General features: G+C 54.4%; 21 protein-coding genes. 12 read left to right on the top strand and 9 right to left on the bottom strand.

What is annotated here, in order from left to right; translation table 11 throughout:
* Positions 1 to 15: 15 nt before the first annotated feature.
* From M5G20_RS17885 to M5G20_RS17865, 5 genes are read right to left on the bottom strand one after another with little or no spacing between them, the layout of a single operon-like run.
* Entirely contained in the window at positions 16 to 1,209 is a 1,194-nt protein-coding gene (locus tag M5G20_RS17885; protein WP_273920177.1) for an N-acetylmuramoyl-L-alanine amidase, read from the bottom strand.
* 39 nt (positions 1,210 to 1,248) lie between these two features.
* Entirely contained in the window at positions 1,249 to 1,992 is a 744-nt protein-coding gene (locus M5G20_RS17880; protein ID WP_273920172.1) for a TraX family protein, read from the bottom strand.
* Complete coding sequence (locus M5G20_RS17875) at positions 1,989 to 2,426, bottom strand: YqaA family protein (RefSeq protein ID WP_024078237.1); 438 nt, start codon at positions 2,424 to 2,426, stop codon at positions 1,989 to 1,991. Before M5G20_RS17875 ends, M5G20_RS17880 begins: the two co-directional genes overlap by 4 nt.
* Positions 2,427 to 3,575, bottom strand: a complete 1,149-nt coding sequence (locus tag M5G20_RS17870) for a nickel/cobalt efflux protein RcnA (protein WP_273920171.1) — start codon at positions 3,573 to 3,575, stop codon at positions 2,427 to 2,429. It abuts the gene before it with no gap.
* Positions 3,576 to 3,582: 7 nt separating this feature from the next.
* Entirely contained in the window at positions 3,583 to 3,876 is a 294-nt protein-coding gene (locus tag M5G20_RS17865) for a metal-sensing transcriptional repressor (protein WP_024078235.1), read from the bottom strand.
* A gap of 513 nt (positions 3,877 to 4,389) precedes the next feature.
* On the opposite strand from M5G20_RS17865, the gene M5G20_RS17860 reads away from it, so the two are divergent.
* The 4 genes from M5G20_RS17860 to M5G20_RS17845 all read left to right on the top strand — a co-directional run bounded on the left by M5G20_RS17860 (position 4,390) and on the right by M5G20_RS17845 (position 8,839).
* The gene (locus M5G20_RS17860; protein ID WP_024078233.1) at positions 4,390 to 5,127 is read left to right on the top strand and encodes a HupE/UreJ family protein; all 738 of its coding nucleotides are present in this window, start codon (positions 4,390 to 4,392) and stop codon (positions 5,125 to 5,127) included.
* Between the two features lie 12 nt (positions 5,128 to 5,139).
* Positions 5,140 to 5,793 (top strand): hypothetical protein, encoded by a 654-nt coding sequence (locus tag M5G20_RS17855; protein ID WP_024078232.1) that lies wholly within the window; start codon positions 5,140 to 5,142, stop codon positions 5,791 to 5,793.
* Positions 5,794 to 6,927: 1,134 nt separating this feature from the next.
* Entirely contained in the window at positions 6,928 to 7,293 is a 366-nt protein-coding gene (locus M5G20_RS17850; protein ID WP_024078231.1) for a histone-like nucleoid-structuring protein, MvaT/MvaU family, read from the top strand.
* 64 nt (positions 7,294 to 7,357) lie between these two features.
* Positions 7,358 to 8,839 (top strand): DUF2971 domain-containing protein, encoded by a 1,482-nt coding sequence (locus M5G20_RS17845; RefSeq protein WP_273920170.1) that lies wholly within the window; start codon positions 7,358 to 7,360, stop codon positions 8,837 to 8,839.
* A gap of 311 nt (positions 8,840 to 9,150) precedes the next feature.
* Here the strand turns inward: M5G20_RS17845 and M5G20_RS17840 are convergent, their stop codons facing one another.
* The 4 genes from M5G20_RS17840 to M5G20_RS17825 form a co-directional block, all read right to left on the bottom strand.
* The gene (locus M5G20_RS17840) at positions 9,151 to 11,508 is read right to left on the bottom strand and encodes a heavy metal translocating P-type ATPase (RefSeq protein ID WP_273920168.1); all 2,358 of its coding nucleotides are present in this window, start codon (positions 11,506 to 11,508) and stop codon (positions 9,151 to 9,153) included.
* Between the two features lie 2 nt (positions 11,509 to 11,510).
* Positions 11,511 to 11,762: a DUF2933 domain-containing protein gene (locus M5G20_RS17835; protein ID WP_019821297.1), complete on the bottom strand. Its 252-nt coding sequence runs from the start codon at positions 11,760 to 11,762 to the stop codon at positions 11,511 to 11,513.
* A gap of 93 nt (positions 11,763 to 11,855) precedes the next feature.
* Positions 11,856 to 12,392, bottom strand: coding sequence for a cupredoxin domain-containing protein (locus M5G20_RS17830; protein ID WP_024078228.1), 537 nt, complete (start codon positions 12,390 to 12,392; stop codon positions 11,856 to 11,858).
* 164 nt (positions 12,393 to 12,556) lie between these two features.
* The gene (locus tag M5G20_RS17825) at positions 12,557 to 12,910 is read right to left on the bottom strand and encodes a co-regulatory protein PtrA N-terminal domain-containing protein (RefSeq protein ID WP_024078227.1); all 354 of its coding nucleotides are present in this window, start codon (positions 12,908 to 12,910) and stop codon (positions 12,557 to 12,559) included.
* Between the two features lie 205 nt (positions 12,911 to 13,115).
* On the opposite strand from M5G20_RS17825, the gene M5G20_RS17820 reads away from it, so the two are divergent.
* The 8 genes from M5G20_RS17820 (at position 13,116) to M5G20_RS17785 (ending at position 23,277) form a co-directional block, all read left to right on the top strand.
* Positions 13,116 to 13,805, top strand: a complete 690-nt coding sequence (locus tag M5G20_RS17820) for a heavy metal response regulator transcription factor (protein ID WP_273920167.1) — start codon at positions 13,116 to 13,118, stop codon at positions 13,803 to 13,805.
* On the top strand, positions 13,802 to 15,190 hold the full coding sequence (locus M5G20_RS17815) for a heavy metal sensor histidine kinase (RefSeq protein ID WP_024078224.1): 1,389 nt from the start codon (positions 13,802 to 13,804) through the stop codon (positions 15,188 to 15,190). The genes M5G20_RS17820 and M5G20_RS17815 overlap by 4 nt, the downstream gene beginning before the upstream one ends.
* Positions 15,191 to 15,558: 368 nt before the next feature.
* Entirely contained in the window at positions 15,559 to 15,942 is a 384-nt protein-coding gene (copC, locus tag M5G20_RS17810; RefSeq protein ID WP_019821291.1) for a copper homeostasis periplasmic binding protein CopC, read from the top strand.
* 3 nt (positions 15,943 to 15,945) lie between these two features.
* On the top strand, positions 15,946 to 16,884 hold the full coding sequence (gene copD / locus M5G20_RS17805; RefSeq protein WP_019821289.1) for a copper homeostasis membrane protein CopD: 939 nt from the start codon (positions 15,946 to 15,948) through the stop codon (positions 16,882 to 16,884).
* A gap of 74 nt (positions 16,885 to 16,958) precedes the next feature.
* Complete coding sequence (locus M5G20_RS17800; RefSeq protein ID WP_019821287.1) at positions 16,959 to 17,300, top strand: hypothetical protein; 342 nt, start codon at positions 16,959 to 16,961, stop codon at positions 17,298 to 17,300.
* A gap of 99 nt (positions 17,301 to 17,399) precedes the next feature.
* Positions 17,400 to 18,656, top strand: a complete 1,257-nt coding sequence (locus tag M5G20_RS17795; RefSeq protein ID WP_273920166.1) for a TolC family protein — start codon at positions 17,400 to 17,402, stop codon at positions 18,654 to 18,656.
* The gene (locus M5G20_RS17790; RefSeq protein ID WP_019821283.1) at positions 18,653 to 20,137 is read left to right on the top strand and encodes an efflux RND transporter periplasmic adaptor subunit; all 1,485 of its coding nucleotides are present in this window, start codon (positions 18,653 to 18,655) and stop codon (positions 20,135 to 20,137) included. The genes M5G20_RS17795 and M5G20_RS17790 overlap by 4 nt, the downstream gene beginning before the upstream one ends.
* A complete protein-coding gene (locus M5G20_RS17785; protein WP_019821281.1) occupies positions 20,134 to 23,277 on the top strand; it encodes an efflux RND transporter permease subunit in 3,144 nt (1,047 codons plus the stop codon). Before M5G20_RS17790 ends, M5G20_RS17785 begins: the two co-directional genes overlap by 4 nt.
* Positions 23,278 to 23,408: the final 131 nt, after the last annotated feature.

The raw sequence follows: 23,408 nt of genomic DNA, 5'->3' as shown, positions 1-23,408 counted from the left end.
AACTACAAAGCTAGACTAGGATCTTTCCTGGTCCTTCTGCCAAGCTAGATAAGTGTTCACTGGAGGGCGTCGGCTGAAGTGTTGCCGTAGCCCATCAAACAAAGAGTTCGCCAACGCTTGCTGATGGCGTGCGCTGACTAACCGCTGGCAGTCCTGTGCGTTAGAGATGAATCCAGTTTCAACCAGGATTGACGGTACGTCTGGCGACTTAAGTACGGCAAAGCCCGCCTGCTCCACACGCTTCTGGTGCAAAGTGGTGATGCCCGCCAAACTTCTCAGTACGGAGTGGCCCAGTTCCAGGCTCGTTGCGACTGTAGCGCTCATCGACATGTCGAGAATCACTCCTGCCAGCATGGGGTCCTTATCTTTGAGTGCGAGGCTTTTGGTCGTACCGAGTAACTCGGCGCCGTTCTCCTTCTGCGCGAGCCAGCGCGCAGTAGTGGACGTGGCTCCACCTTCCGATAGCGCATAGATCGACGCTCCGGAGGCCGTGCGCCGAGGCGCGGCGTCCGCGTGTATGGAAATGAAGATATCGGCATTGTGTTGGCGAGCAATCTCCACCCGCTTGCGTAACGGTACGTAAACATCGCTGTCGCGTACGAGTCGCACGGTAAACCCCTTTTCCCGCTCGATCCGTTTGGCCAACTGCCGAGCAATTGACAGCACCACATCTTTTTCCCGCTCGCCATTGGCCCCGACTGCTCCAGGGTCTTTACCGCCATGCCCTGGGTCTACCACGACGATGATGTCGCGCTTTGGATGAGCCGAATCATTAAGCACAACCTGCGGTGCAGCCGGCTGTATTGCCGGGGATGCCGAGTTGGAAATATCCAGCACTAAGCGATGCCCCTGTGCCTGTTCAGGTGCCAGCATGAAGGTATTCAACTGCACGGGACCTATCAGGTCCAGGACAATCCGCGTTCCTGTACCTTGAGGCCCTGAACGTATAGCGCGGATTGGCATGTTACCCAGTTGCAGTTTGCTCAAATCAAAGGCAAGGCTGGTTCCCATCAGATCGAGAATCAACCGATCCGGCGCCGTCAGGGAGAAGGTCTTGTACTGTGCTGGACCACTTAGGTCTAGCACCAGCCGAAGCTTGTCGTCGGTGTTCCATAGCCGAACATTTCGGACTTGTGCGGCTTGTAAGCCCAAAGGTAAAGCAAAGGCAAAACCGGCCAAAAATAGATTGAGTAATGAACGTCTGTGCATCTCGTTTACCGTTTTTGGGGAGAGTCCTTTCTCTGCCATTCAGATTAAGAACCGTAGAGCTTGCAGAGCGGCAAGGTGTCCCGGATAAAACCAGTAGCCCCATTGCCGCACCGGCCAGACGTTGAAGGTGAACTTCTGATGCAGCAGCCAGAGTCCGATCAGCGGAGCGGCAAATGCAGTGCTCAAGGCCAGCAATGAGTAAATTTCAAGATCCATAGCCCTGGTCACGATGCTACTGCGGGTGTTGCTCAACAGGCATAGAACTGCTGGCAGCAACCAAAGAGCACCGGGCCTCTTGATCGCTAACAAGACAGCCGCAGGAACGAGCGCGCCGTATAGCCCGTACATCAACAGGTCATCCAGCACGTAGGCAATCGCGGCAGCCATCAAGGCCATAGCGCTGCTCAACAAGGTGCGATGTTGCCATCCCCAGGCAATCACCAGCCCCAATGCCAGGGTAACCAACACGTTGAATGATCCCGAGGTGCTGATATAGCGATAAGGCACTTCTGAAATGGCGGCGAACACCAGCATCAAGGCGAGGTAGCGTCCATTCGCGGCAGTCAGTAATTCGCCCGGTTTGGAGCGCGCCACGTTGGCAGCAATGGCGACACAGAACAGCGGAAAGGAAAGCCGCCCCAGAATGAACAGATTGCTCATCTCCGGCCACACCAACCGCAAGTGATCGATGACCATGGTCAGCATCGCCAGCCACTTGATCAGATCCAGGCTACTGCTTCGGCTCTTGAGTGAGGAATGCTGGGTTGTATGAGCAGTCGTCATGTCCACCCCAGTGTGACGGCGGTCAGCAAGAGATAACGCACGCCCTTGGCCATGGTGACGATCAGCAGGAAACTCCAGAATGGCTCGCGCATGACTCCGGCGACGACCGTCAGCGGATCGCCAATGATGGGCACCCAGCTCAGCAGCAACGACCAGCGCCCGTAGCGCAGGTAAGACTGCTGGGCCTTTTCGAGCTTGCTCTCGCTCACCGGGAACCATCGCTTGTAGCGAAATCGCTCGATAGAGCGACCCAGAATCCAGTTCAGCGCAGAGCCAAGAACGTTGCCGAAGGTGGCGACCGCCAATAGCGCAGAAGCAACGTATTGGTTGGAGAGCAACATCCCGACCAACACAGCTTCAGACTGCATGGGCAATAACGTGGCGGCACCGAATGCCGCCAGAAATAGACCAAAATAGCTGGCGAGTTCGAACACTTAAACGACGCCTTGGGCGCTCAAGCCGATCCAACCATGGAAGCCTACGTACAGACCAACACCGATTATCAACACGCTGGACAGGTACGGTGCACGACGAGCCACGGTGCCCAGCCACGGCCAGCGGTTGGAAGCCTGTTTAGCACCAATAGCCGCAGCAGCTCCCACCGCCACCAAGGTGATCGCCAAGCCGATGCTGAAGCACAGGACGAGTATGCCTCCCAGCGCGACTTCTTTAACCTGAAGACACAGCAACAGAACGGTGATGGCAGCCGGACAAGGAATCAAACCACCCGTCAAACCGAACATGACGATCTGGCCCGTGGTCACCTCACGATTCGTGAAGCGCTTACGGATATCGTTGGCATGTGCGCGTTCATGCGCATCCTGATAGCCATCAATTGACAACTCCAGACCTTCCAGTTCGGAATGCGCGTGCCCGTGATCATGCTCCTGGAACGCCAGATCGTAATCATGGGAGTGGCCCGCATGCCCAAGACTCAAGCGCGCACTGAACTCATGAGGCTCCGGGATATCGACTGCCGACTCCAGAAAGCCTTCGCGCTCGACGAAAGAGAACGATTGAGTGCTGCCGTCCGGACGAGTCGTCATTAGGCGAACATCCGATGTAGCCCAAGCGTGTCCGGTCAATGTTTTCAGGCGCCAATGCGGTGGCATACCTACTTCAAAAATCGACAGTTCGATGCGCCCGTGGCCGGTATCGATTCGATGGGTTTCATCATGATGGCCATGGTCATGCTCACCGTGGTGGTGGTCATCACCTTGCTCGAACTTGAACATCTGCTCACCGCGCCAGGTACGCCACAGCATCCAAAGAGCAACTACGATGATCAGTGCAGAGGACGCAAGCTGGAAGTACGGCTCAGTGGTTTGAGCGTCCAGACCTTTGCCCAGGTACATGCCGCCGATGGCGACCAACCACACCACGGCGGTGTGCGACAGCGTCGCGGCCAGACCCAACAAAACGGCCTGTTTAACCGAACCACGAATGGCCACGATGAAAGCGGCCATCATGGTTTTTGAATGGCCCGGTTCCAGGCCATGCAAGGCACCGAGCAAGATAGCGCTCGGGAAATACAGCCAGGCGTGTGTACTGCCCTGTTGCAGCAGTTCAGCAAAGTTGGGCATGTCAGACCTAGAGGTACTTGGTGATTTGTTTGAAGGCTTCCAACGGTGCGCGCTCGCCATTGTTCAAGGCTGAGACTGTGTCCTCCAGACAGTGATCAATGTGATCCTGGATGAGCGTGCGCTTCGCTTGACATACGGCTTTTTCGACCGCATGCAGCTGCTGAGCGATGTCCACGCACTGACGCCCCTCTTCAATCATGGTGATGATGCCGCGTAAATGGCCGTCCGCCCGTTTGAGACGCTTGATGATCGCCTCGTGACTTTGGTGAGTGTGGGGATGGCTGTGTTCGTTTTCACTCATGACTTGAGCCTCGGGCCTTAATGAATTACGCTGGCATCCTATCCCCCCTTAGGGGATGCGGTCAAACGCATCAAAGCCCTGAAAAACGAGTTGAAGCCCGATCACGATGTTCAGCAGAACACTGACAACAACGGTGGTATTCGCGCTTGTCCTCGCCATGTTTGTGGCCTGGGCCGGGCATACCTATACGTTGTCAGTGACGTCGAAACAGCCTGCTTGGGAGGTTGCGCAAGACGCCCATCACTCTCATGAAGAGCTGACTGAGATGTCGTGTGCGAGCTGCTCGGATCACTATCACTCCCCGCTGACCCCTGACCATCAGCACGAAACACCGCAGCTCACTTCACTGTTGATTTTGGCCGAACAACCCAAGCTATCGGTGCGGGTTGATGCCCCGCAATATGCAGTTCCCCCTCCGCCGATATTCTTGATCAAGCGTCCACCCCGTCCTTCGTTCGCATCCTGACCATGGCCGCGCAGCGGCCTTTGATCCCTCCAACGTAGGATTTATCCATGCATTCGCACTCGATGAGCGGCGTGGGCGCATTCACTGCGCCATCGCACCGCCCGCTACTGCTGTTGTTTTTACTTGTCGCTGCACTTTTCCTCGGGATGCCCGAGGCGATGGCTCACGCCGTCGCGGAAGGTGACAAGGGCTTTATCCAGGAAAGTTCCGGCGTCATGTTGCTGCCCTTCATCTACATGGGCGCCAAGCACATGATGACGGGCTACGATCACCTGCTGTTTCTGTTCGGGGTGATCTTCTTCCTTTACCGCCTGAAGGATGTGGGGCTCTACGTCACACTGTTCGCGGTAGGCCACTCGGTGACGTTGCTGCTGGGCGTGCTGACCGAGATCAGCATCAGCTCGTACATCATCGACGCCATCATCGGTTTTTCGGTGGTGTACAAGGCACTCGATAACTTGGGCGCGTTCCAGCGCTGGTTCGGTTTCCAACCCAATACCAAAGTGGCCACGCTGATTTTCGGCCTGCTCCATGGTTTCGGCCTGGCCACCAAAATCCAGGAGTACGAGATCTCGCCCGACGGGCTGATCCCCAACTTGCTTGCGTTCAACGTCGGCGTCGAGATCGGCCAGTTGCTGGCCCTTAGTGCGATTCTCATTCTGATGGGGTATTGGCGGCGCACCGCCAGTTTCTGGCGCCACGCCTATACCGCCAACGTCGCCATGATGAGTGCCGGTTTCCTGCTGATGGGTTACCAGATCACCGGCCTGTTTATCTCCGCCTAAGGAATTCTGACCATGTTCAATACTCCGCTTCCAACTGTTAATGAATTGCCCAGCACTCGCAAACTGGTTCGTTCGACTGTCATTGCACTGCTGACTGCTATTGGCCTGCTGATGACCGTTGTCATGCCTTCGGAATACGCCGTTGATCCTACGGGTGTGGGCCGCGCACTGGGTCTGACCCAAATGGGCGAATTGAAGATCATCCTTGCCCAAGAGGCGTTGGCGGATACAGCGCCGCCGCAAGCATTAGCTCCTAGTTCAGCTCCAGCTCCAGCTCCGCAGATTGCGCAAATCCAACCTGCTGCAATACCTGTGGCCCAATCAGCGTCGGCACCGACCCCAGCCATGAAGACGAATCAAATGACCGTCACGCTCAAACCAGGTGAAGGGACAGAGATCAAACTGGAAGTGCTGAAGAACAAGACTGTGAGTTATGAATGGACAGCGGCTGGTGGGCTTGTGAACTACGACACCCATGGCGAGCCCTACAACGGTGAAAAGGGTTACTTCCACAGCTACAACAAGGGCAAGCAGGTCAAAAGTAATAAAGGCGAATTCACCGCCATTTTTGACGGCACCCATGGTTGGTTTTGGCGTAATCGCAGCAATAACGACGTGACCATTTCGTTGAAGACGAGTGGTGATTACCTGAACGTCAAACAGTAATCCGACACAGAGACGGCTGTCCTACTGCCGAAAACGCGGACTTCAGCCTGACCACAGACCATTTATTTCATCCACTTTTGAAGAGTATTCCCATGAAATCCCCAACCACTCTGATTCGTTCTGTGCTGCTGTTCTGCTTCCTGGGCTTGATGACGGCATGCGGCGGTGGTGAGAAAGGCACAACCTCCGAGAGCGCTGAGCACGGACATTCGCACGAGTAACACTCTAAAAAAACAAGGCCGCGATTGCGGCCTCGTTTTTCTGCATGACGAAAAGTTCTAGCCTATATCCCGCAAACAAATGACTGCTTTGGGTCGTCCTCTGCCGGTCATGGCCACGAAGCCTGCAGGTCAAATCCGAAGCAAATTACTGGTCAAATCGAATGCAAAAGGCTGGGCAAGTCTGTGCAATTACCTAACGGATAGGCTCTCGACAGAACTGGTATAGCATCCCTTGATTCTTCTATGCCATCATCGATGCTTGTAAAATCGGAGGCTAAGGACATGGCAAACGATTTACCACCAGATTACATAGAGTTCGCGAAACAGCTGGGGTTCTCGTCACCAGAGCAGTGGGACGTGACCAGGGGAAATCTGAAAGATGGCTGGAAACGAATTCATCGTCGCATTGTGACAGGGCGGTCTCTTCGGGGGACGATTCTGGACTTTGTAGCTAGAATGAATTCGTCTGACGATCACTTTAGGCGCAAGTCCGGTGAGGTCGGGGTAACTAGGGTAACTCCAGTATCCGCGCAGGTTCAGCTTTTTGAGGATCTATACCCACAATTTGCGCCTTATGTTCCCCCTCAGACGTCGGTAGGATCTGAACACCGGATCAAAAAACCGAAAGCTCCCAAAGTCCGAAAGCCGAAAGTTAAGACGCCAATGTTTGTACAAATTGGATTTGGCTTAGTAAAGCACCTTCCGGCCACGGAAAATCGAGAGGGACAGCGTGATTCTCGACGAACACACTACACCAATCGAAAAAGCCTCAAAGAGCATAATTTACGTGCCAGGTTGGTCGCTAAGCGGATCACATGGGGATAGCGATTAATCCTGATATTTCTAAGATCTCAGTTGTTGCGCTAGATTTGTCAATTCGTATACTGCTCAATCATTTTATAAAGGTCATCTCATGTCCCGTCTTGCTGAGTTCCGTCAACTCGAAAAACACTTGGCCGAACAACTCGCTGCCCTTGAAGCCATGAAAGGCGACGAAGGCCTGAAAAAAGAAGTTGAATTCGAAACTAAGCTGCGGGCTTTGCTTGCCGAGTACGGTTATAGCCTCCGCAACGTCATCGCTCTCCTCGATCCCCAGGCAGCAAGCCGTGCTTCTACTACCGCTGCCCCGAAAAGTGTCCGCAAAGCACGTGACGTCAAGATCTACCAAAACCCAAATTCGGGCGAGTTGATCGAGACCAAGGGCGGGAACCATCGCCAGCTCAAGGAATGGAAAACTGAATTCGGCGCGGACATTGTTGAGTCCTGGCGCACTCAGTAAGATCGGTTTGAGTACAAATGAGGGCCCGGTGGGGCCCTTTTTCGTAGCCACATGCGGGGTAATCATGGAACGACATCTCTACAGGTTCAGGACAGCGGATCGTCTGCTCGGAAAAGACGCCACCGAGACCAAGGAGGCTGTGCCCGGTGAGCTTGAGAAGCTTGAGATTTACTTCGCACCGCCTGAGCAATTGAACGATCCTCTAGAGGGGTACAAGGAAATCTACTGGGCGGGTGATGAAATCGTCTGGGCGAATTTCTTTAGGCATTACCTATTGATACTAGCGCTTCGAAGCTGGGAGATTGATGACGCGGTAATGAGCGGCGTGCCACTTCCTAATGAGCTCCCAATTGGCCAGTATCCTGCTAATCTCCGGGGTGTGTACCTCTTTGCTTTCCAGGAAATGGATTACCTGCTCCAAAGTAGTGAGATATTTCAGGGGTACATCAAGGCACTCTCTAAAGCCGAGAGAAAACACTACAAGCCACAGTTGTTGCTCTACCTCAGTTCTCTGCATACGCGCTTCTTAACAATCGTACTTTCAGTAAGTTACAAGTACGAGTTAACCGGTGCACATCATCCTGAGAATCCTGGAGACCCACTAGGGGACAGTGACTTTCATCTGAAGATAATATCAAATATCGAAGCAGATGATGGCCAGCATCGTGATTTTGAGTCATACAGGCAGATTGCTGTCACAACCTCGGCGTTCTCCATCAAGGCTGCGCACGTATGGATCAATGATCATTACGGTGTGTATGACCTAATAACGGCATTTGCTCCTCGATATCTAGATCAAATCGACCAGCTAATGCACCCGAAATGGTATGTAGCCTGCTTTATGAAGGAGTGTAATAACTCCGCCATCTGGGGTAGCTACGGAGACAATCACAAAGGCATCTGCCTGAAATATAGGGTCTCAGGTGAAGACCAAGCACTATCTCTTGAAATGAATAAGCCGATAGGTCTTGGTCATAGCGGCATCATTTATGGCTTCCAGAATATGCAGTTCAAGGAAGTTTTCTACGATCGAGAACACTCGGAAATAGATTTCTTCAGATCATTAGGCAACGTCCCAAACGAGGCATTAGGTGGCTTCTGGTACAACGATGGCCAAGGAAATCTGAGTACCACTAGCGAGTGGTACAAAACTGATTCCAGTGATCTGCGAGAGAGGCACTGGAATAACCTTGATTTCGCTTTGACCTCAAAGCTTCCTCAGTGGGAGTCCGAAAAAGAGTACCGCTTGGTTCTTAATTCCGGCATGGACATCACAGATAAAAAGCATCGAGTTTTGAAGTATCGGTTTTCAAGCTTGGAGGGCGTCATTTTTGGGATCAAGACGCCGTTGGAGTACAAACTCAAAGCTATTAGGATTATCAAGGCCCACTGTGAACGTGAAGGCCGTGAAGAGTTTCAGTTCTACCAGGCCTATTACGATCCGGAAACGAAAAGTATCCAACATGGCTTATTACCTGTTTCAATACACGATGCTGATATAAATGGTGGCTCTACTGAGCCTGGCGATTCATCAGCTGAAAGCTAGCTCGCAGATTCTCCACTTCTTCCGCAAGTTGGAATCAGGCATCGGGGCCGGCCACTGCCGAGTATTTATCGACGGTTGTAATCGGCGCCTATCGCTGTGCGGTCATAAGAGTAGAGGGTGCACGCTCTAACCATTGGAACAGCGATCTTCCCGCCAACGATCGTAATGTCTCCTTTGCGTCGTTATGAGCCTCTCAGCTTTGATGTCTGGGTGGTCCAATCCTCTGCAATCGGTGGTCAGTCAAATGCAAATGACTGGTCAGGTCGTATGCAAACGCATGGTCAATTGCGCTGCAATTTCGCAATTGAAGCTCAGTCAATTCGGGTATTCCTCAGTCTCAATGCATTGAAAACTACAGATGCAGAACTGACGCTCATGGCTATGGCAGCGATCATTGGCGACAGGAGGTGTCCCGTCAGTGGATAGAGCAAGCCTGCGGCAAGGGGAATACCCATCGAGTTGTAAAGAAAGGCGAAACCCAAGTTTTGCCGCATGTTTTTTACTGTTGCGACCGAAAGTGCCCTTGCTCGTAAAATCCCCATCAGGTCGCCTTTTACCAGCGTGAGTTGCGCACTATTCATCGCAACGTCAGTCCCTGTCCCCATGGCAATGCCCACATCTGCTCGCGCCAGGGCCGGTGCATCGTTGATACCGTCACCAGCCATGGCGACCTTCCGGCCGTATTGCTGGAGGTCTGCGACCAGACGCTCTTTGTCCTGAGGTTTCACTTCACCGTGGACTTCTTCAATCCCCATCTCCCTGGCGACAGCCCGAGCGGTGGTGAGCCCGTCGCCAGTAGCCATGATGATTTTGATGTCATCAGCCTTGAGCTTGGTGACTGCTTCTTTGGAGGTCGGCTTAATTGGATCTGATACTGCCAGTAACCCTGCCAATACCCCGTCGATTGCGAGGTAGATGATACTGATGCCGTCAAGACGCAACAACTCTGCACGCACTTGTAGGGGCTTGGTGTTCACGCCTGCGGCTTCCATCAACGCGGTGTTCCCCAGCTGGATCTTCTTGCCATCGACGATGCCACTGACCCCGATACCTGAACCAGACTCAAAGGATTCTGGCTTGGTGAGCTTAATGTTCTCGATTCGGGCGTGATCGACGATTGCATGAGCCAAGGGATGTTCGCTGCCCTGATCAAGGCTGGCAGCCAGCTGAAGAACATCGTGGGGATTGAAACTTGGTGTGGCCTCCACGCTGTGAAACACTGGCCGACCCTCTGTCAGGGTGCCTGTCTTATCGACAATCAGCGTGTCGATCTTGCAAAGGTTTTCGATGGCACTGGCATCCCTGAACAGCACACCCATGCTGGCTGCTTTACCTGTCGAAACCATGATCGACATGGGCGTAGCAAGACCCAACGCACAGGGACAAGCGATGATCAGCACGGCGACAGCGTTGATCAGACCAAACACCCAACTGGGCTCAGGGCCAAAAAGCCCCCAGCCGACAAATGTCAGTATCGCAATCGCGATAACACCCATCACAAAGTAGCCAGCAATAGAGTCGGCCATTCGTTGCATTGGTGCTTTGGAGCGCTGAGCCCGAGCGACCATCTGTACGATTTGTGACAGCATGGTCTCGGCGCCGACCTTCTGCGCCTCCATTACCAAGCTGCCATGTGTATTCAGCGTGGCACCGATCAGGCTATCTCCAGCTCTCTTCATTACCGGCACTGGCTCGCCAGTGAGCATGGACTCATCCACCGCACTTTCACCTTCCAGTACTGAGCCATCAACTGGCACCTTTTCACCAGGCCTGACCCGCAGATGGTCTCCAAGGTGGACATGTGTGTGAGGAATGTCTTCTTCCTGTCCATCGGCATTGATCCGGCGTGCGGTCTTGGGCGATAGACCGAGAAGGGACTTAATGGCGGCGGAGGTTTGCGATCGGGCTTTGAGCTCAAGAATCTGCCCAAGCAAGGTGAGCGAGATGATGACCGCGGCGGCTTCGAAGTAGACGCCGATACGTCCATCTTGCATGAAGGTGGCGGGAAAGCTTTGGGGTAAGAGCGTTGCCATGACGCTGTAAAGGTAGGCTGCGGCGGTACCCAAACCAATCAGAGTCCACATGTTTGGACTGCGATTTCTAATAGAGGCTATGCCCCTTACAAAAAAGGGCCAACCTGCCCATAAGGTCACCGGTGTCGCCAGAGCTAGCTCGATCCAGTTTTGGATCGAGCCATGGAGGAGTTGTAACGAGTGTCCCGCCATGGCGAGCACTGTCACTATCACGGTTAATGGCAGCGACCACCAAAAGCGGCGGGCGAAATCCCGGAGTTCAGGATTTTCTTCTTCATCGAGCGTGGGCATGACCGGCTCTAATGTCATGCCACATTTAGGGCAGTTGCCGGGTCCGGGCTGGCGTATTTCCGGGTGCATCGGACAGGTAAACTCAGTGCCTGTTTGTACCGCAGACTCTGAAGAGGTGACGCGGGATTCGGCGCTCGAAACATTACCGCTGTAGCGTTCAGGATCAGCTCGAAACTTCTCCTGGCATTTCAGGCTACAAAATTGATATGTCTGTCCCTGATAAGACTCACCAAACTTACTTGATGAAGTGACTGCCATTCCGCACACCGGGTCACGTAGATCATCGTCATTGAGCGGAGCAGCATGGGCGTGACTGTGGTCGTGGTGGCTCGATATGGTAGGCATGGCTATTCCCCTTTTTCGTCCTTGTGGGTTGCTGCCTGATCGCCATGGCTATGTCCGCCATGTCCATGTCCAAAAAAGTGCATCAATGGACAGATCAACAGAATCAGATAAGGCCAAAATGGATAAACGTGGCTGAAATGCTCCCGCAAAACGTAAAAGGCACCAATCGCAATGAGCATGATTAGTACAACGCCTGTTTTGCGCCTCCAAAATGGTGCGGTGGTGTTTCCATCCGGATGCTGATGGTTATTCATGATCTAAACCCCACTGTGTGAGCATTGCTGTGATCTCTGCGACAGAGCGTAGCCAACTCTTGCGTCGAAGCGGTGTTAGCAGCCAGCTCTGGCTTATTTCAGGTCAAACTGACCGACCATCCCTGACTGATAATGCCCCGGCACGTTGCAGCCAAACTGAAGCCCAGTGCTGTTGTTGAAGGTCCAGATCAGCTCTTTGGTTGCGCCAGGCTCAATCAGGACGCTGTTCGGGTCGTTGTGCTCCATTCCGACCATCTTCATTCCACCCATGCTGTGGCCCATACCGCTCATCGTTTTCCCGGTACCTGTGGGGTTAAGCGTTCCGTTCTGGAACATGCTTGCCATTTCTTTTTGGTGTGCTGCATGAGCAGCAGCTTTGCCGATGTTGAACTCGTGCAGCAGCGAACCCTCATTGCGAAGGACAAATCGAATAGTTTCACCAGGCTTTACGTCGATGCTTTCAGGTTTGAAGAAAATATCGCCCATCTCGACCTCCACCGTACGGGTAACCTCAGAGGCGACTCCAGGCTGGCCGATGTCCTCTTTCCCATGCCCTGCGCTGGCCATAGCCGTAGCACCGAAGAGTAGAGTGATTGCTGCGATGACAGGGGTAACGAGCTTAGCTTTCATGGTGACCTCGAGAGTAAGTGGGAAACACTGGCTATGCTAATGATGCGGAGCTGCCAGTTAACTGACCTGAACACTACATTTCTGTCAGTTTTCGAAATAAATACGGCGTCCAGATGACGCCGCATTTAACAGGACTGTTCAAAAAGCTCTTTTCAGGGAGTTGCTTACTGATGGTTCTCTGACAGCATCAGCTTGTGCTCGCGTTGCATTTGACTCAAAACGTCGTCGACAATTTTGTCGTGCTTTTCCATCCAGGCCAGGTGCTGCTGGGGTGACATTGAGGCGTCTGGATGATCTTTATGGAGTTGGCTCATGATGTCGCCGAGCATTTTCATATGCTCGGCCATGTGGACATGACGCTGTCCTTCAGGGGCTTTTTCAGCTTGGATCAGTACGGCTTCAGCCCTGTCGCGCAGGCCTTCCATACGCTCTATCACCCGGTCTCCGCCACTTTCAGCCCATACAGAAGCTGAGACGAGTATCGAGCTCACAAAAAACAGCATTTTCAGGCGATTCATGGGGCAACTCCTTATGGAATTGTTTTCCGGCTTCCTAACGTTTCATGCTGAAGAGTCGGTCGAGCACCAGGAAGTACTCATGCTTGAACCCTAGACAGCGCTCGCTGACATCTACCTGAAGCCAATATTACTTTTCTGTCAGTTGCTGGTTGGCTGGCGTGTTTCGTTGCAGACTGCGCTTCATCATTATCCGAGAGCCACCCTCATGAGACTTCTGGTTGCTGAAGACGAACCCAAAATAGGTATCTATTTGCAGCAAGGACTCACGGAGGCGGGGTTCAATGTGGATCGCTTTACCAATGGCAAGGTGGCGCTACAGCACGCTTTGAGCGAGGCCTATGACCTGCTGATTCTAGACGTCATGATGCCTGGGCTGGATGGCTGGGAAGTACTTCAGAAGGTTCGTGCATCCGGAAAAGATGTTCCCGTGCTCTTCCTCACGGCGCGAGATCGCGTTGAAGATCGAGTGAAAGGACTTGAACTCGGTGCAGATGATTACCTGATCAAACCCTTCGCATTTTCTGAACTGTTGGCTCGCGTCAGAACGTTGCTGCGTCGGGGTAACGGCGCTCCCTCGCAAACCTATATGAAACTGGCTGATCTGGAGGTGGACCTGCTCAAGCGTCGGGCCATTCGTGGAGGTAAACGCATAGACCTTACGGCCAAAGAGTTTGCGTTGCTTGAGCTGTTGCTACGACGTCGAGGGGAGGTGCTGCCAAAGTCACTTATCGCCTCCCAGGTTTGGGATATGAACTTCGACAGCGATACCAACGTTATCGAGGTTGCAGTGAGAAGGTTGAGGGCCAAGATAGATGACGACTTTGAGGTCAAGTTGATTCATACCTCTAGGGGGATGGGTTACATGCTCGACGCGCCTGATTCGGAGCCGGAATGAACCGAATGTCCCTGACGACCCGTATGAGTCTGATGTTCATGCTCGCGGTAACGGCCGTGCTTACGGTCGCCGGACTCAGTTTCAATAACCTCAGTCGGCATCACTTTAAGATGCTGGATCAGCAGGCATTGAACGAAAAGCTCCACTCGACCCAGAGAATTTTGTCCGGGTTGAACAGCATCGATCAACTCAGCGAATTTAAGCCTGAGCTGGAGGCGCTGCTGGGGGCTCACCGTGATTTGACTGCCCTAATAATCGATGGTGACGGCAAGCTGCTGTTTGCTGATCCCGGTCCGGTAGATATTCCGAAGGAGTTCCGCACAACCACAAACAACAACGTCTGGGAGTGGCGGGAGCAAGGGCAGATGTTCCGTGGAGTGACGGCACAAGCCGTTGTGACGGGGCAAGACAAGCCGTTGACAGTCATTTTGATCTTTGACGTTACTCAGCATATGTCCTTTTTCGAGACGCTTGAACGATGGTTTTGGATAGGGTTGGTGATCAGCGCATTGGTCAGTGCTGCACTCGGCTGGATGGTAGCAAGCAGTGGCATGCGGCCCATTCGCCAGGTCACGCGGGTCGCTGCCTCAATGTCAGCAAAATCACTCAAAGAGCGCATCCCCTTAGCACCCGTTCCCAAAGAGCTTCAGCAAATGGTGCTGTCGTTTAACGCAATGTTGTCCAGGCTCGACGATGCATTTGTCCGGTTATCGAACTTTTCCGCAGACATTGCCCACGAACTACGGACCCCCGTGAGCAACTTGATGACCCACACCGAAGTGGTGCTTTCAAGAAAAAGGAATATTGAGGACTACGAAGACAACCTGTACTCAAATCTTGATGACTTGAAGCGTATGAGTCGGATGATTGATGACATGCTTTTTCTGGCGAAATCTGACAACGGTCTGATCACACACGAGAACAAACCAATAGACCTCGTGGAAGTAGTGGAAAAATTGCTTGAGTACTACCGCCTTTTGGCTGATGAGCGAGGGATTCAACTCAAGGTTTCAGGAAGGGGCAGCGTCCGAGGCGATGTCCTTATGCTCCACAGAGCCATTTCTAACCTGCTCTCAAACGCGCTTCGCTACACCTCTGAAGGGAAGACGATCAGTGTCGAAATCCTCCAGAAGGAGATGTCGGTATTGGTCGTCGTGGAGAACCACGGAGAACCCATTGCCCCCGAACATCTTGAAAAGCTTTTCGATCGTTTTTATCGCGTGGACCCAGCGCGGCGAGAAGGGAGTCCAAGCAACGCAGGGCTAGGTCTGTCGATTACCCGATCAATTATTGAGGCGCATGATGGCAAAATCTGGTGTACGTCATGTGACGGGAAAACGGCCTTTCATCTAGAGTTTCCTAGTGTTGACTTGGAGGTCAGCTGAACAACGGCGTATTTGTGATCAACGGCGATCTCTCAGCCTGCGCCCAGCGTCCACTTTCGTTATTTTTGAATGAGTGAAAACCCTAGTATCTGGGGCACGCGGTCTCGTCTTTAAGTCTCGCTACGCCCGCCAATTCGAGGCCAAACACCGCGTCAAGCTGACTGAAATGTAATCGAACAGTTTGCGTTCGTGTGGCATCGTGTTCTTGCACTGTGACGTTGGGGCCTAGTGAGTTTCTCGTGTTCAACCTGACCTAGAACACGGAGGCTACTAGCTAATCATCAGTGGTTTTAACAAGAATCGAAAAGTAAAAATTAGATATTCCAAACAAACCTCGAATCAACAGCTCTTGCTGTGAGGAGTCTTGCATGTCATTCCTTAAAACTACGACCGTAGCTGTTGCACTTACCGCTGGTTTGCTTCTGAGTGCAGTTGCTCAAGCACATCCAAAGCTCCTTTCTTCCACTCCGGCAGAAGGCTCGAATGCGGCGGCCCCTTCGAAAATTGAACTGCACTTTTCTGAGAATCTCACCACTCAGTTTTCCGGTGCAAAACTAATCATGACCGATATGCCTGGCATGCCGAACTCCCCAATGGGTGTTAAGGCCGCCGTCGCTGGTGGCGGTGATCCGAAAACGATGGTGATTACACCGGCAGCACCTTTGACCACCGGTACCTACAAAGTCGAATGGCGTGCTGTCTCCTCGGACACTCACCCGATCACCGGCAACTTCTCATTTAAAGTGAAATGATTTATGAGCGACTCAATAAATATTGTGGTTCGCTTTGCTCTTTATTTCGACCTGATGCTGTTATTCGGATTGGCAATTTTCGGCTTGTACAGCCTCAGGGGAAAGGAAAGAGTATCGGGCACGGTCTTGAATTTTGAGTCGCTTCTTTACGGTACTTCCGTTGCAGGTGTAGCTCTGTCCCTTGCCGCGATGTTGTTGCTTGCGAAAGCAATGAGCGGTGTGTCGGAGCTTATGGAGCTACATCGTCATATTTTTGAAATGGTCCTTATGGGGACTGACGTCGGGTTGACCTGGATGGTCCGAATAGCTGCCTTGGTGATGGCAATTATTGGCGTCGCGTTGAACAAGCGATTTCCAACACCCAGTCTCTGGATCGTCACTGTATGCGGAGCGATTGCGTTGGCGACGTTGGCATGGACAGGGCACGGCGCCATGGATGAGGGCAGTCGACGCTACTGGCATTTCATCACCGACATTTTCCACCTATTAGCCGCAGGTGGCTGGTTGGGCGCTCTATTGGCATTCGCTCTACTGCTGCGGTTGAAATCGCTAAAGGGCGAACAAGAAGCTCAAATTCTTGCACGGGTACTGACTGGTTTTGAGTCGGCCGGCGGAGTGATTGTTGCGATCATAAGCGTTACGGGCGTAGTAAATTACCTGTTTATCGTTGGCCCACACCTCGATGAAGTGATGCTCAGTACTTATGGCCAGCTGCTGTTTTTGAAAATATTGCTCTTTGCTGGGATGATCGTTTTAGCCACGCTGAACCGCTTTCACCTAAGTCCGGTATTGGAGCGGTCAGTTCGAAATGGAGAATACTCTGCCGCAGTCAATGCCTTGCGCCGCAGCATGACACTCGAGTTTTTAATGGCAGTCGTCATAATTTGTCTTGTCGCATGGTTAGGCACTTTAAGTCCGGAAATGGAAATGAGCGCGGAATAGAGGTTGGTGACAGCCGACTAAGGAGTCTAGAAGGTGAATTGTAAGGGCCATTTCCACCGGCTACACTCCAGCCCATGAAACGCTACCTACGGTTTTGCCTGATTTTCCTGATTAGCCTGGCGCTCCCCCTCAGCGGGATGGCGGGTGTTCAGGCGCCGACTGAGCCCTGCCCCATGAAAACCATGGGCATGGCGATGATGGACGGCATGGGTCAAGACTGCTGCCATGACATGAAAAGTCCCACCGAGCACGGCAAACCCTGTAAGCCAGGCCAGGAGTGCAAGACTGGTGGCATGCTGCAAGTCTCCATCATCAAGCCTCCTATCACCTTATCCAGCCCCCTCGTACTGTCCTTCTCCCTAGATTCCCATCCAGTACAAACCCCGTCAGGGGTATGGCGACCGCCCCGCACTTGATTCCTGTACCACACTCAGCCTCATTCCGCGTTAGCGGGATGGCATATCTGCGTGCATGTCTGATGAAGCGCGCAGTGGATCATCACAGGAATCGTGAACATGAACTCCAAGTGCTATTGCACAGGGTGGTCCCTCGTGGCCGGCCTGGCGGCAAGCGTACTGGCATTGCCGAGTCTCGCTGCCGCATTGACACTCGATGAAGCTTTGCAGCTGGCTGAAAACAATGCGCCGTCGCTGACTGCACAAGACGCGAAAATTCAGGCTGCCAGTAGTGCGGCCATCCCCGCTGGTGAACTACCCGATCCCAAGTTGCTGCTAGGCGTACAGAACTACCCCATTGGCGGTCCGGATCGCTGGAGCATCGATCAGGACTTCATGACTATTCAAATGGTCGGAGTCAGTCAGGAGATGCCCAACAGTGCCAAGCGCAAAGCCCGCATCGAGGTCGCTGATGCAGCCATTGACCGCGCCGCAGCTGAGCGCCGGGTCGAACGTCTAAAGGTTCGTCAGGCCACGGCGCTGGCCTGGATCAACAGCTTCTCCGTTGAGCGTAAAGACGCGCTGTTCCAGGATTTCTACAAAGAAAACCGTCTGCTGGCCGATACCGTCCGTGCACAAATTGCCGGCGGCCGCGCTCAACCTGCTGATGCAGTAACGCCCAAACAGGAAGCGGCACAACTGGAAGAGCAGCAGGACGATCTGATTCGCCAGAGAGCGCAGGCCCGAGCGGCTCTGAAGCGCTGGATTGGCCCGGCCGCCAACGACAAACCTGTGGGCAGCTTGCCTGAATGGCCTGTCGAAGCCTCTGGCTACTCTCATAAGCTGCAACATCACCCAGAATTGGCAGCGTTTGAGCCTATGACCCGCGAAGCGCAAGCCAAGGTCCGTGAAGCCGAGGCGGAAAAACAGTCGGATTGGAGCTGGGAAGTCGACTATCAGCATCGTGGTCGACAGTTCGGCGACATGGTCAGCGTGCAACTTTCCTGGGATCTACCACTGTTTCCTGATTCTCGGCAAAACCCCAAGATTGCGGCCAAACACGCTGAACTCAACCAGCTTGAGGCTGAGCGCGAAGCGCTGTCACGCGAGCATACCCAGCAACTGGAGGACGAGCTGGCCGACTATGAACGCCTGAATCGTGCCGTGCATCGAACCCAGGACAGCCTATTGCCCTTGGCCAAGGAAAAGGTCGAGCTCAGCATGGCCAGCTATCGGTCCGGCAAAGGCGATTTGAGCTCCGTTGTCGCCGCCCGCCGCGAGCTCATCGAAGCCCGTCTCAAGCAGATTGATGTGGAAGAGCAGCGAGCGCTGACCAGCGCGCGCCTGTATTTCGCCTACGGGGAGTCCAGCCAATGAACCTTAGAAAGTGGAACGGGGCATTGCTGGTAGGCCTCTCGCTGGTATTGGGTGTTGCCGGTGGTTACTGGTTCGCTCAGCAGGGCATGAGCGAAGTACCTGGTGCAGCCCCAGAGCAGAGCCTCCCCTCTCTGGACGAACGCAAAGTACTGTATTGGTACGACCCTATGTCCCCGCAGCAAAAGTTCGATAAGCCGGGTAAGTCGCCCTTCATGGACATGCAGTTGGTCCCTCAGTACGCCGACATCAAAGGGGACAGCGCATCCGTTCGCATTGATCCAAGCCTGACTCAGAATCTCGGTGTGCGACTGGCTACCGTCAGTCGAGGTGTGTTTGCTTCGAGTCTGGAGGTTGTCGGTGTGTTGGCTTTCAACGAGCGGGACGTCGCCGTCATTCAAGCCCGTACGGCGGGTTTCGTCGAGCGCGTGTATGCCCATGCTCCTGGCGACGTGATCAAAGCCAATGCCGCCATGGCGGATATCCTTGTACCTGAGTGGGCTGCGGCTCAGGAGGAGTTTCTCGCACTCAAGCGCAGTGGCGATGCGGGCTTGCTGGCAGCGGCTCGCCAGCGCTTGCGGCTCACCGGGATGCCGGCGGCATCAATTGCTCAAGTAGAGCGCAGTGGCAAAGTCCAACCAAACCTGACCCTCACCAGCCCTATTAGTGGTGTGCTGCAAGAGCTCAATGTGCGCGAGGGTATGACGGTGGCCGCCGGCGAGACACTGGCACGCGTTAATGGTTTGAGTAGCGTCTGGCTGGCCCTGGCCGTTCCGGAGACTGAATCTGGATCGATCCTCATGGGGCAAGCGGCAGAGGCGCGTTTGCCCGCGTTCCCTGGGGTTGTGCTCAAGGGCGTCGTCAGCGCGATTCTTCCGGAAACCAATCCGGATAGCCGCACCCTTCGCGTCCGCGTCGAGTTACCTAACCCAGAAGGCCGTCTCAGGCCGGGTATGACCGCACGAGTGAGCCTCAATCGTTCAACGGAGCAAAGTGTGTTGTGGGTGCCGAGCGAGGCCGTCATTCGCACCGGTCGACGTGCCCTGGTGATGCTCGCTGAAGACGCTGGCCGCTATCGTCCTGTTGAAGTGTTGATCGGGCAGGAAAACGATGGCAAGACGGCGATCTTGAAAGGTCTGGAAGAGGGCCAGAAGGTGGTTACCTCTGGCCAGTTCCTGCTCGACTCGGAGGCCAGTCTCAAGGGTATCGTTGCAAACTCAGAGGAACAGTCACCACCCAGCGCAGCAGCCTCCAGTTTTCATGAGGCGGATGGGCAGATCGTTGAGATCAACGACAAAGAAGTCACACTCGCCCATGGCCCCTTCAAAACGCTGGGCATGCCTGGCATGACGATGACGTTCCCGCTCGCCAATCCGGCGCTGATGCAGGGCCTCAAAACGGGCGACAAGGTCCGGATTGCAGTGAGTCAAACCGACGATGGCTTGCGTGTTGAGCGTCTAGGGAAATCAGGGGGCCAGCTATGATTGCTGCCCTGATTCGTTGGTCAGTGGCCAACCGATTCCTGGTGCTACTGGCGACACTGTTCGTCACGGCTTGGGGCATTTGGTCGGTGCAGAGCACGCCCATCGATGCGCTGCCGGATCTCTCCGATGTTCAGGTGATCATCCGCACCCCGTATCCGGGACAGGCACCGCAGATCGTCGAGAACCAGGTGACCTATCCGTTGGCCACCACCATGCTTTCGGTGCCTGGCGCCAAGACCGTGCGCGGCTACTCCTTCTTTGGTGACAGCTTTGTCTATGTGCTGTTCGAAGACGGTACTGACTTGTATTGGGCCCGCTCGCGGGTGTTGGAGTACCTGAGCCAAATACAAAGTCGCTTGCCGGCCAGCGCCAAACCGGCGTTGGGGCCGGATGCGACAGGAGTGGGCTGGATTTTCCAGTACGCGCTGGTAGATCGCAATGGCGGACACGATCTGGCGCAACTTCGTGCACTTCAGGACTGGTTCCTCAAGTTCGAACTCAAGACTCTGCCCAACGTTGCCGAGGTGGCCACCGTGGGTGGCATGGTCAAGCAGTACCAGGTGCAGCTTGATCCGCTCAAACTGGCCAGCTTCGGTATCACGCAGGCCGAGGTGGCCGACGCGATCGGCAAGGCCAATCAGGAAACCGGTGGTGCCGTCCTGGAGATGGCAGAGACCGAGTTCATTGTGCGGGCTTCCGGCTACTTGAAAACGCTCAATGATTTTCGGGCGATCCCACTCAAGCTGGGATCGGGCGGTGTGCCGGTGACCCTTGGCGATGTCGCCACCATTCAGTTGGGACCGGAAATGCGGCGTGGCATTACTGAACTCGACGGTGAAGGCGAGACCGTCGGTGGCGTGGTGATTTTGCGCAGCGGCAAGAATGCTCGGGAGACCATTGCGGCGGTCAAAGCCAAACTCGACGAACTGAAAAGCAGCTTGCCGGCGGGGGTGGAAATCGTCACCACCTACGACCGCAGCAAACTAATCGACCGCGCGGTGGAAAATCTCAGCCACAAACTGCTCGAAGAGTTCATCGTCGTCGCGTTGGTGTGTGGCATCTTCCTCTGGCACCTGCGTTCATCTCTGGTGGCAATCATCTCCCTGCCGGTGGGGGTGCTGATCGCCTTCATCGTGATGCGCTATCAAGGGATCAACGCCAACATCATGTCCCTAGGCGGAATTGCCATCGCCATCGGTGCCATGGTCGACGCTGCCGTGGTGATGATTGAAAACGCGCACAAGAAGGTTGAGGCCTGGCACGTGGCCAATCCGGGGGAGGAACTGAAGGGTGAACGTCATTGGCACGTGATGACCGAAGCGGCGGCTGAAGTTGGACCAGCACTGTTCTTCTGTTTGTTGATCATTACCCTATCGTTCATTCCGGTGTTCACCCTGCAAGCGCAAGAGGGGCGGCTATTCGGCCCGCTGGCTTTCACCAAGACCTACGCCATGGCCGCAGCGGCGGGATTGTCAGTGACCTTGGTGCCGGTGTTGATGGGCTACTGGATTCGGGGACGAATTCCCAGTGAACAACAGAACCCGTTGAACCGCTGGCTGATCCGGATCTACCAGCCGGCTCTGGATGCAGTCTTACGACGACCGAAGATCACGCTGCTGGTCGCGTTGCTGGTTTTTATCAGCGCACTATGGCCAATGTCGCGCTTGGGTGGCGAGTTTCTTCCGCCTTTGGACGAGGGCGACCTGCTCTATATGCCTTCGGCTCTGCCGGGATTGTCGGCGCAGAAAGCGGCGCAACTGCTGCAACAGACCGACCGCCTGATCAAGACCGTGCCGGAGGTCGAACATGTCTTTGGTAAAGCCGGTCGTGCTGAAACTGCCACCGACCCGGCGCCGTTGGAGATGTTCGAAACCACCATCCAGTTCAAGCCACAGGAGCAATGGCGCCCAGGTATGACTCAGGAAAAACTGGTGGAAGAGCTGGATCGAGTGGTGCGAGTTCCTGGGCTGACCAATATCTGGATACCACCGATACGCAACCGAATCGACATGCTGGCCACGGGGATCAAGAGTCCTATTGGGGTGAAAGTTGCCGGCACCAACCTGACCGAGATTGATGCCGCTACCCAGGCGGTCGAGCGGGTGGCCAAGGATGTGCCCGGCGTCAGTTCTGCGCTGGCCGAGCGACTGACGGGTGGTCGCTATATCGATGTGGATATCGACCGCAAAGCCGCCGCCCGCTACGGGCTGAATATCGACGATGTGCAGTCCATCGTGGCCGGCGCTATCGGCGGTGAAAATGTCGGCGAGACCATTGAAGGGCTCGCACGCTTCCCGATCAACGTGCGTTATCCACGGGAGTGGCGTGACTCGCTCGGTGCCTTGGAGCAATTGCCGATCTACACCCCGCTAGGGAGCCAGATCACCCTCGGCACGGTGGCGAAGGTCAAGGTCAGCGACGGCCCGCCGATGCTCAAGAGCGAGAATGCACGGCCCTCTGGTTGGGTATACATCGACGTGCGTGGCCGGGACATTGCCTCGGTAGTCGCCGATCTACGCCGGGTCGTCAGCGAGCAGGTCAAGTTGCAGCCCGGCATGAGCCTGAGTTACTCAGGACAGTTCGAATTTCTCGAAAGGGCCAACGCACGACTCAAACTGGTGGTGCCTGCCACGCTGTTGATCATCTTCGTGCTGCTTTACCTGACATTTGCACGCTTTGACGAGGCCCTGCTGATTATGGCCACTTTGCCATTCGCACTGTCTGGCGGGGCATGGTTTCTCTATCTGTTGGGATTCAACCTGTCGGTTGCCACCGGGGTCGGCTTCATCGCCCTGGCCGGCGTTTCTGCCGAATTTGGCGTGATCATGCTGCTCTACCTGAAAAATGCCTGGGCCGAGCGTGAAGACGTCGGCGACCGCACTGAGCGCGGTCTGGTTGCGGCGATTCGTGAAGGCGCTGTGCAGCGCGTTCGACCCAAGGCCATGACCGTTGCGGTGGTTATCGCTGGTTTGTTACCAATACTTTTGGGAAGCGGTACCGGCAGCGAGGTGATGAGCCGCATTGCCGCCCCGATGATTGGAGGTATGGTTACGGCGCCCTTGCTATCGCTGTTTGTGATCCCGGCGGCCTATCACCTCATGCGTCGTCGACACTTGTCCGTTGAGCCTGGCAAGCACTGACGCGTAAAAATGCATACAAAAGGGGCTGCGCTTGCAGCCTCGTTTGAGCTGCACAGCCCGTTCTCATCAGTCCTACGCGCGGTATGTATCGAAATTAGCAAGTTTATGTCTTTTGCATAAACTCGCTAATT

The organism is Pseudomonas sp. TNT2022 ID1044 (assembly GCF_028656895.1).
Classification (GTDB): domain Bacteria; phylum Pseudomonadota; class Gammaproteobacteria; order Pseudomonadales; family Pseudomonadaceae; genus Aquipseudomonas; species Aquipseudomonas reinekei.
The sequence above is the reverse complement of the archived record's forward strand: the minus strand, read 5'-3'. Positions and strand labels throughout refer to the sequence as shown.

What these genes read in the sequence shown, in the direction of transcription:
- M5G20_RS17860 (WP_024078233.1), top strand. Translation starts at nt 4,390, where the DNA reads ATGCATTCGCACTCGATGAGCGGCGTGGGCGCATTCACTGCGCCATCG.
- M5G20_RS17785 (WP_019821281.1), top strand. Translation starts at nt 20,134, where the DNA reads ATGATTGCTGCCCTGATTCGTTGGTCAGTGGCCAACCGATTCCTGGTG.
- M5G20_RS17795 (WP_273920166.1), top strand. Translation starts at nt 17,400, where the DNA reads ATGAACTCCAAGTGCTATTGCACAGGGTGGTCCCTCGTGGCCGGCCTG.
- M5G20_RS17800 (WP_019821287.1), top strand. Translation starts at nt 16,959, where the DNA reads ATGAAACGCTACCTACGGTTTTGCCTGATTTTCCTGATTAGCCTGGCG.
- copC (WP_019821291.1), top strand. Translation starts at nt 15,559, where the DNA reads ATGTCATTCCTTAAAACTACGACCGTAGCTGTTGCACTTACCGCTGGT.
- M5G20_RS17835 (WP_019821297.1), bottom strand. Translation starts at nt 11,762, where the DNA reads ATGAATAACCATCAGCATCCGGATGGAAACACCACCGCACCATTTTGG.
- M5G20_RS17830 (WP_024078228.1), bottom strand. Translation starts at nt 12,392, where the DNA reads ATGAAAGCTAAGCTCGTTACCCCTGTCATCGCAGCAATCACTCTACTC.
- M5G20_RS17820 (WP_273920167.1), top strand. Translation starts at nt 13,116, where the DNA reads ATGAGACTTCTGGTTGCTGAAGACGAACCCAAAATAGGTATCTATTTG.
- M5G20_RS17815 (WP_024078224.1), top strand. Translation starts at nt 13,802, where the DNA reads ATGAACCGAATGTCCCTGACGACCCGTATGAGTCTGATGTTCATGCTC.
- M5G20_RS17850 (WP_024078231.1), top strand. Translation starts at nt 6,928, where the DNA reads ATGTCCCGTCTTGCTGAGTTCCGTCAACTCGAAAAACACTTGGCCGAA.
- M5G20_RS17845 (WP_273920170.1), top strand. Translation starts at nt 7,358, where the DNA reads ATGGAACGACATCTCTACAGGTTCAGGACAGCGGATCGTCTGCTCGGA.
- M5G20_RS17880 (WP_273920172.1), bottom strand. Translation starts at nt 1,992, where the DNA reads ATGACGACTGCTCATACAACCCAGCATTCCTCACTCAAGAGCCGAAGC.
- M5G20_RS17790 (WP_019821283.1), top strand. Translation starts at nt 18,653, where the DNA reads ATGAACCTTAGAAAGTGGAACGGGGCATTGCTGGTAGGCCTCTCGCTG.
- M5G20_RS17855 (WP_024078232.1), top strand. Translation starts at nt 5,140, where the DNA reads ATGTTCAATACTCCGCTTCCAACTGTTAATGAATTGCCCAGCACTCGC.
- copD (WP_019821289.1), top strand. Translation starts at nt 15,946, where the DNA reads ATGAGCGACTCAATAAATATTGTGGTTCGCTTTGCTCTTTATTTCGAC.
- M5G20_RS17870 (WP_273920171.1), bottom strand. Translation starts at nt 3,575, where the DNA reads ATGCCCAACTTTGCTGAACTGCTGCAACAGGGCAGTACACACGCCTGG.
- M5G20_RS17885 (WP_273920177.1), bottom strand. Translation starts at nt 1,209, where the DNA reads ATGCACAGACGTTCATTACTCAATCTATTTTTGGCCGGTTTTGCCTTT.
- M5G20_RS17840 (WP_273920168.1), bottom strand. Translation starts at nt 11,508, where the DNA reads ATGCCTACCATATCGAGCCACCACGACCACAGTCACGCCCATGCTGCT.
- M5G20_RS17865 (WP_024078235.1), bottom strand. Translation starts at nt 3,876, where the DNA reads ATGAGTGAAAACGAACACAGCCATCCCCACACTCACCAAAGTCACGAG.
- M5G20_RS17825 (WP_024078227.1), bottom strand. Translation starts at nt 12,910, where the DNA reads ATGAATCGCCTGAAAATGCTGTTTTTTGTGAGCTCGATACTCGTCTCA.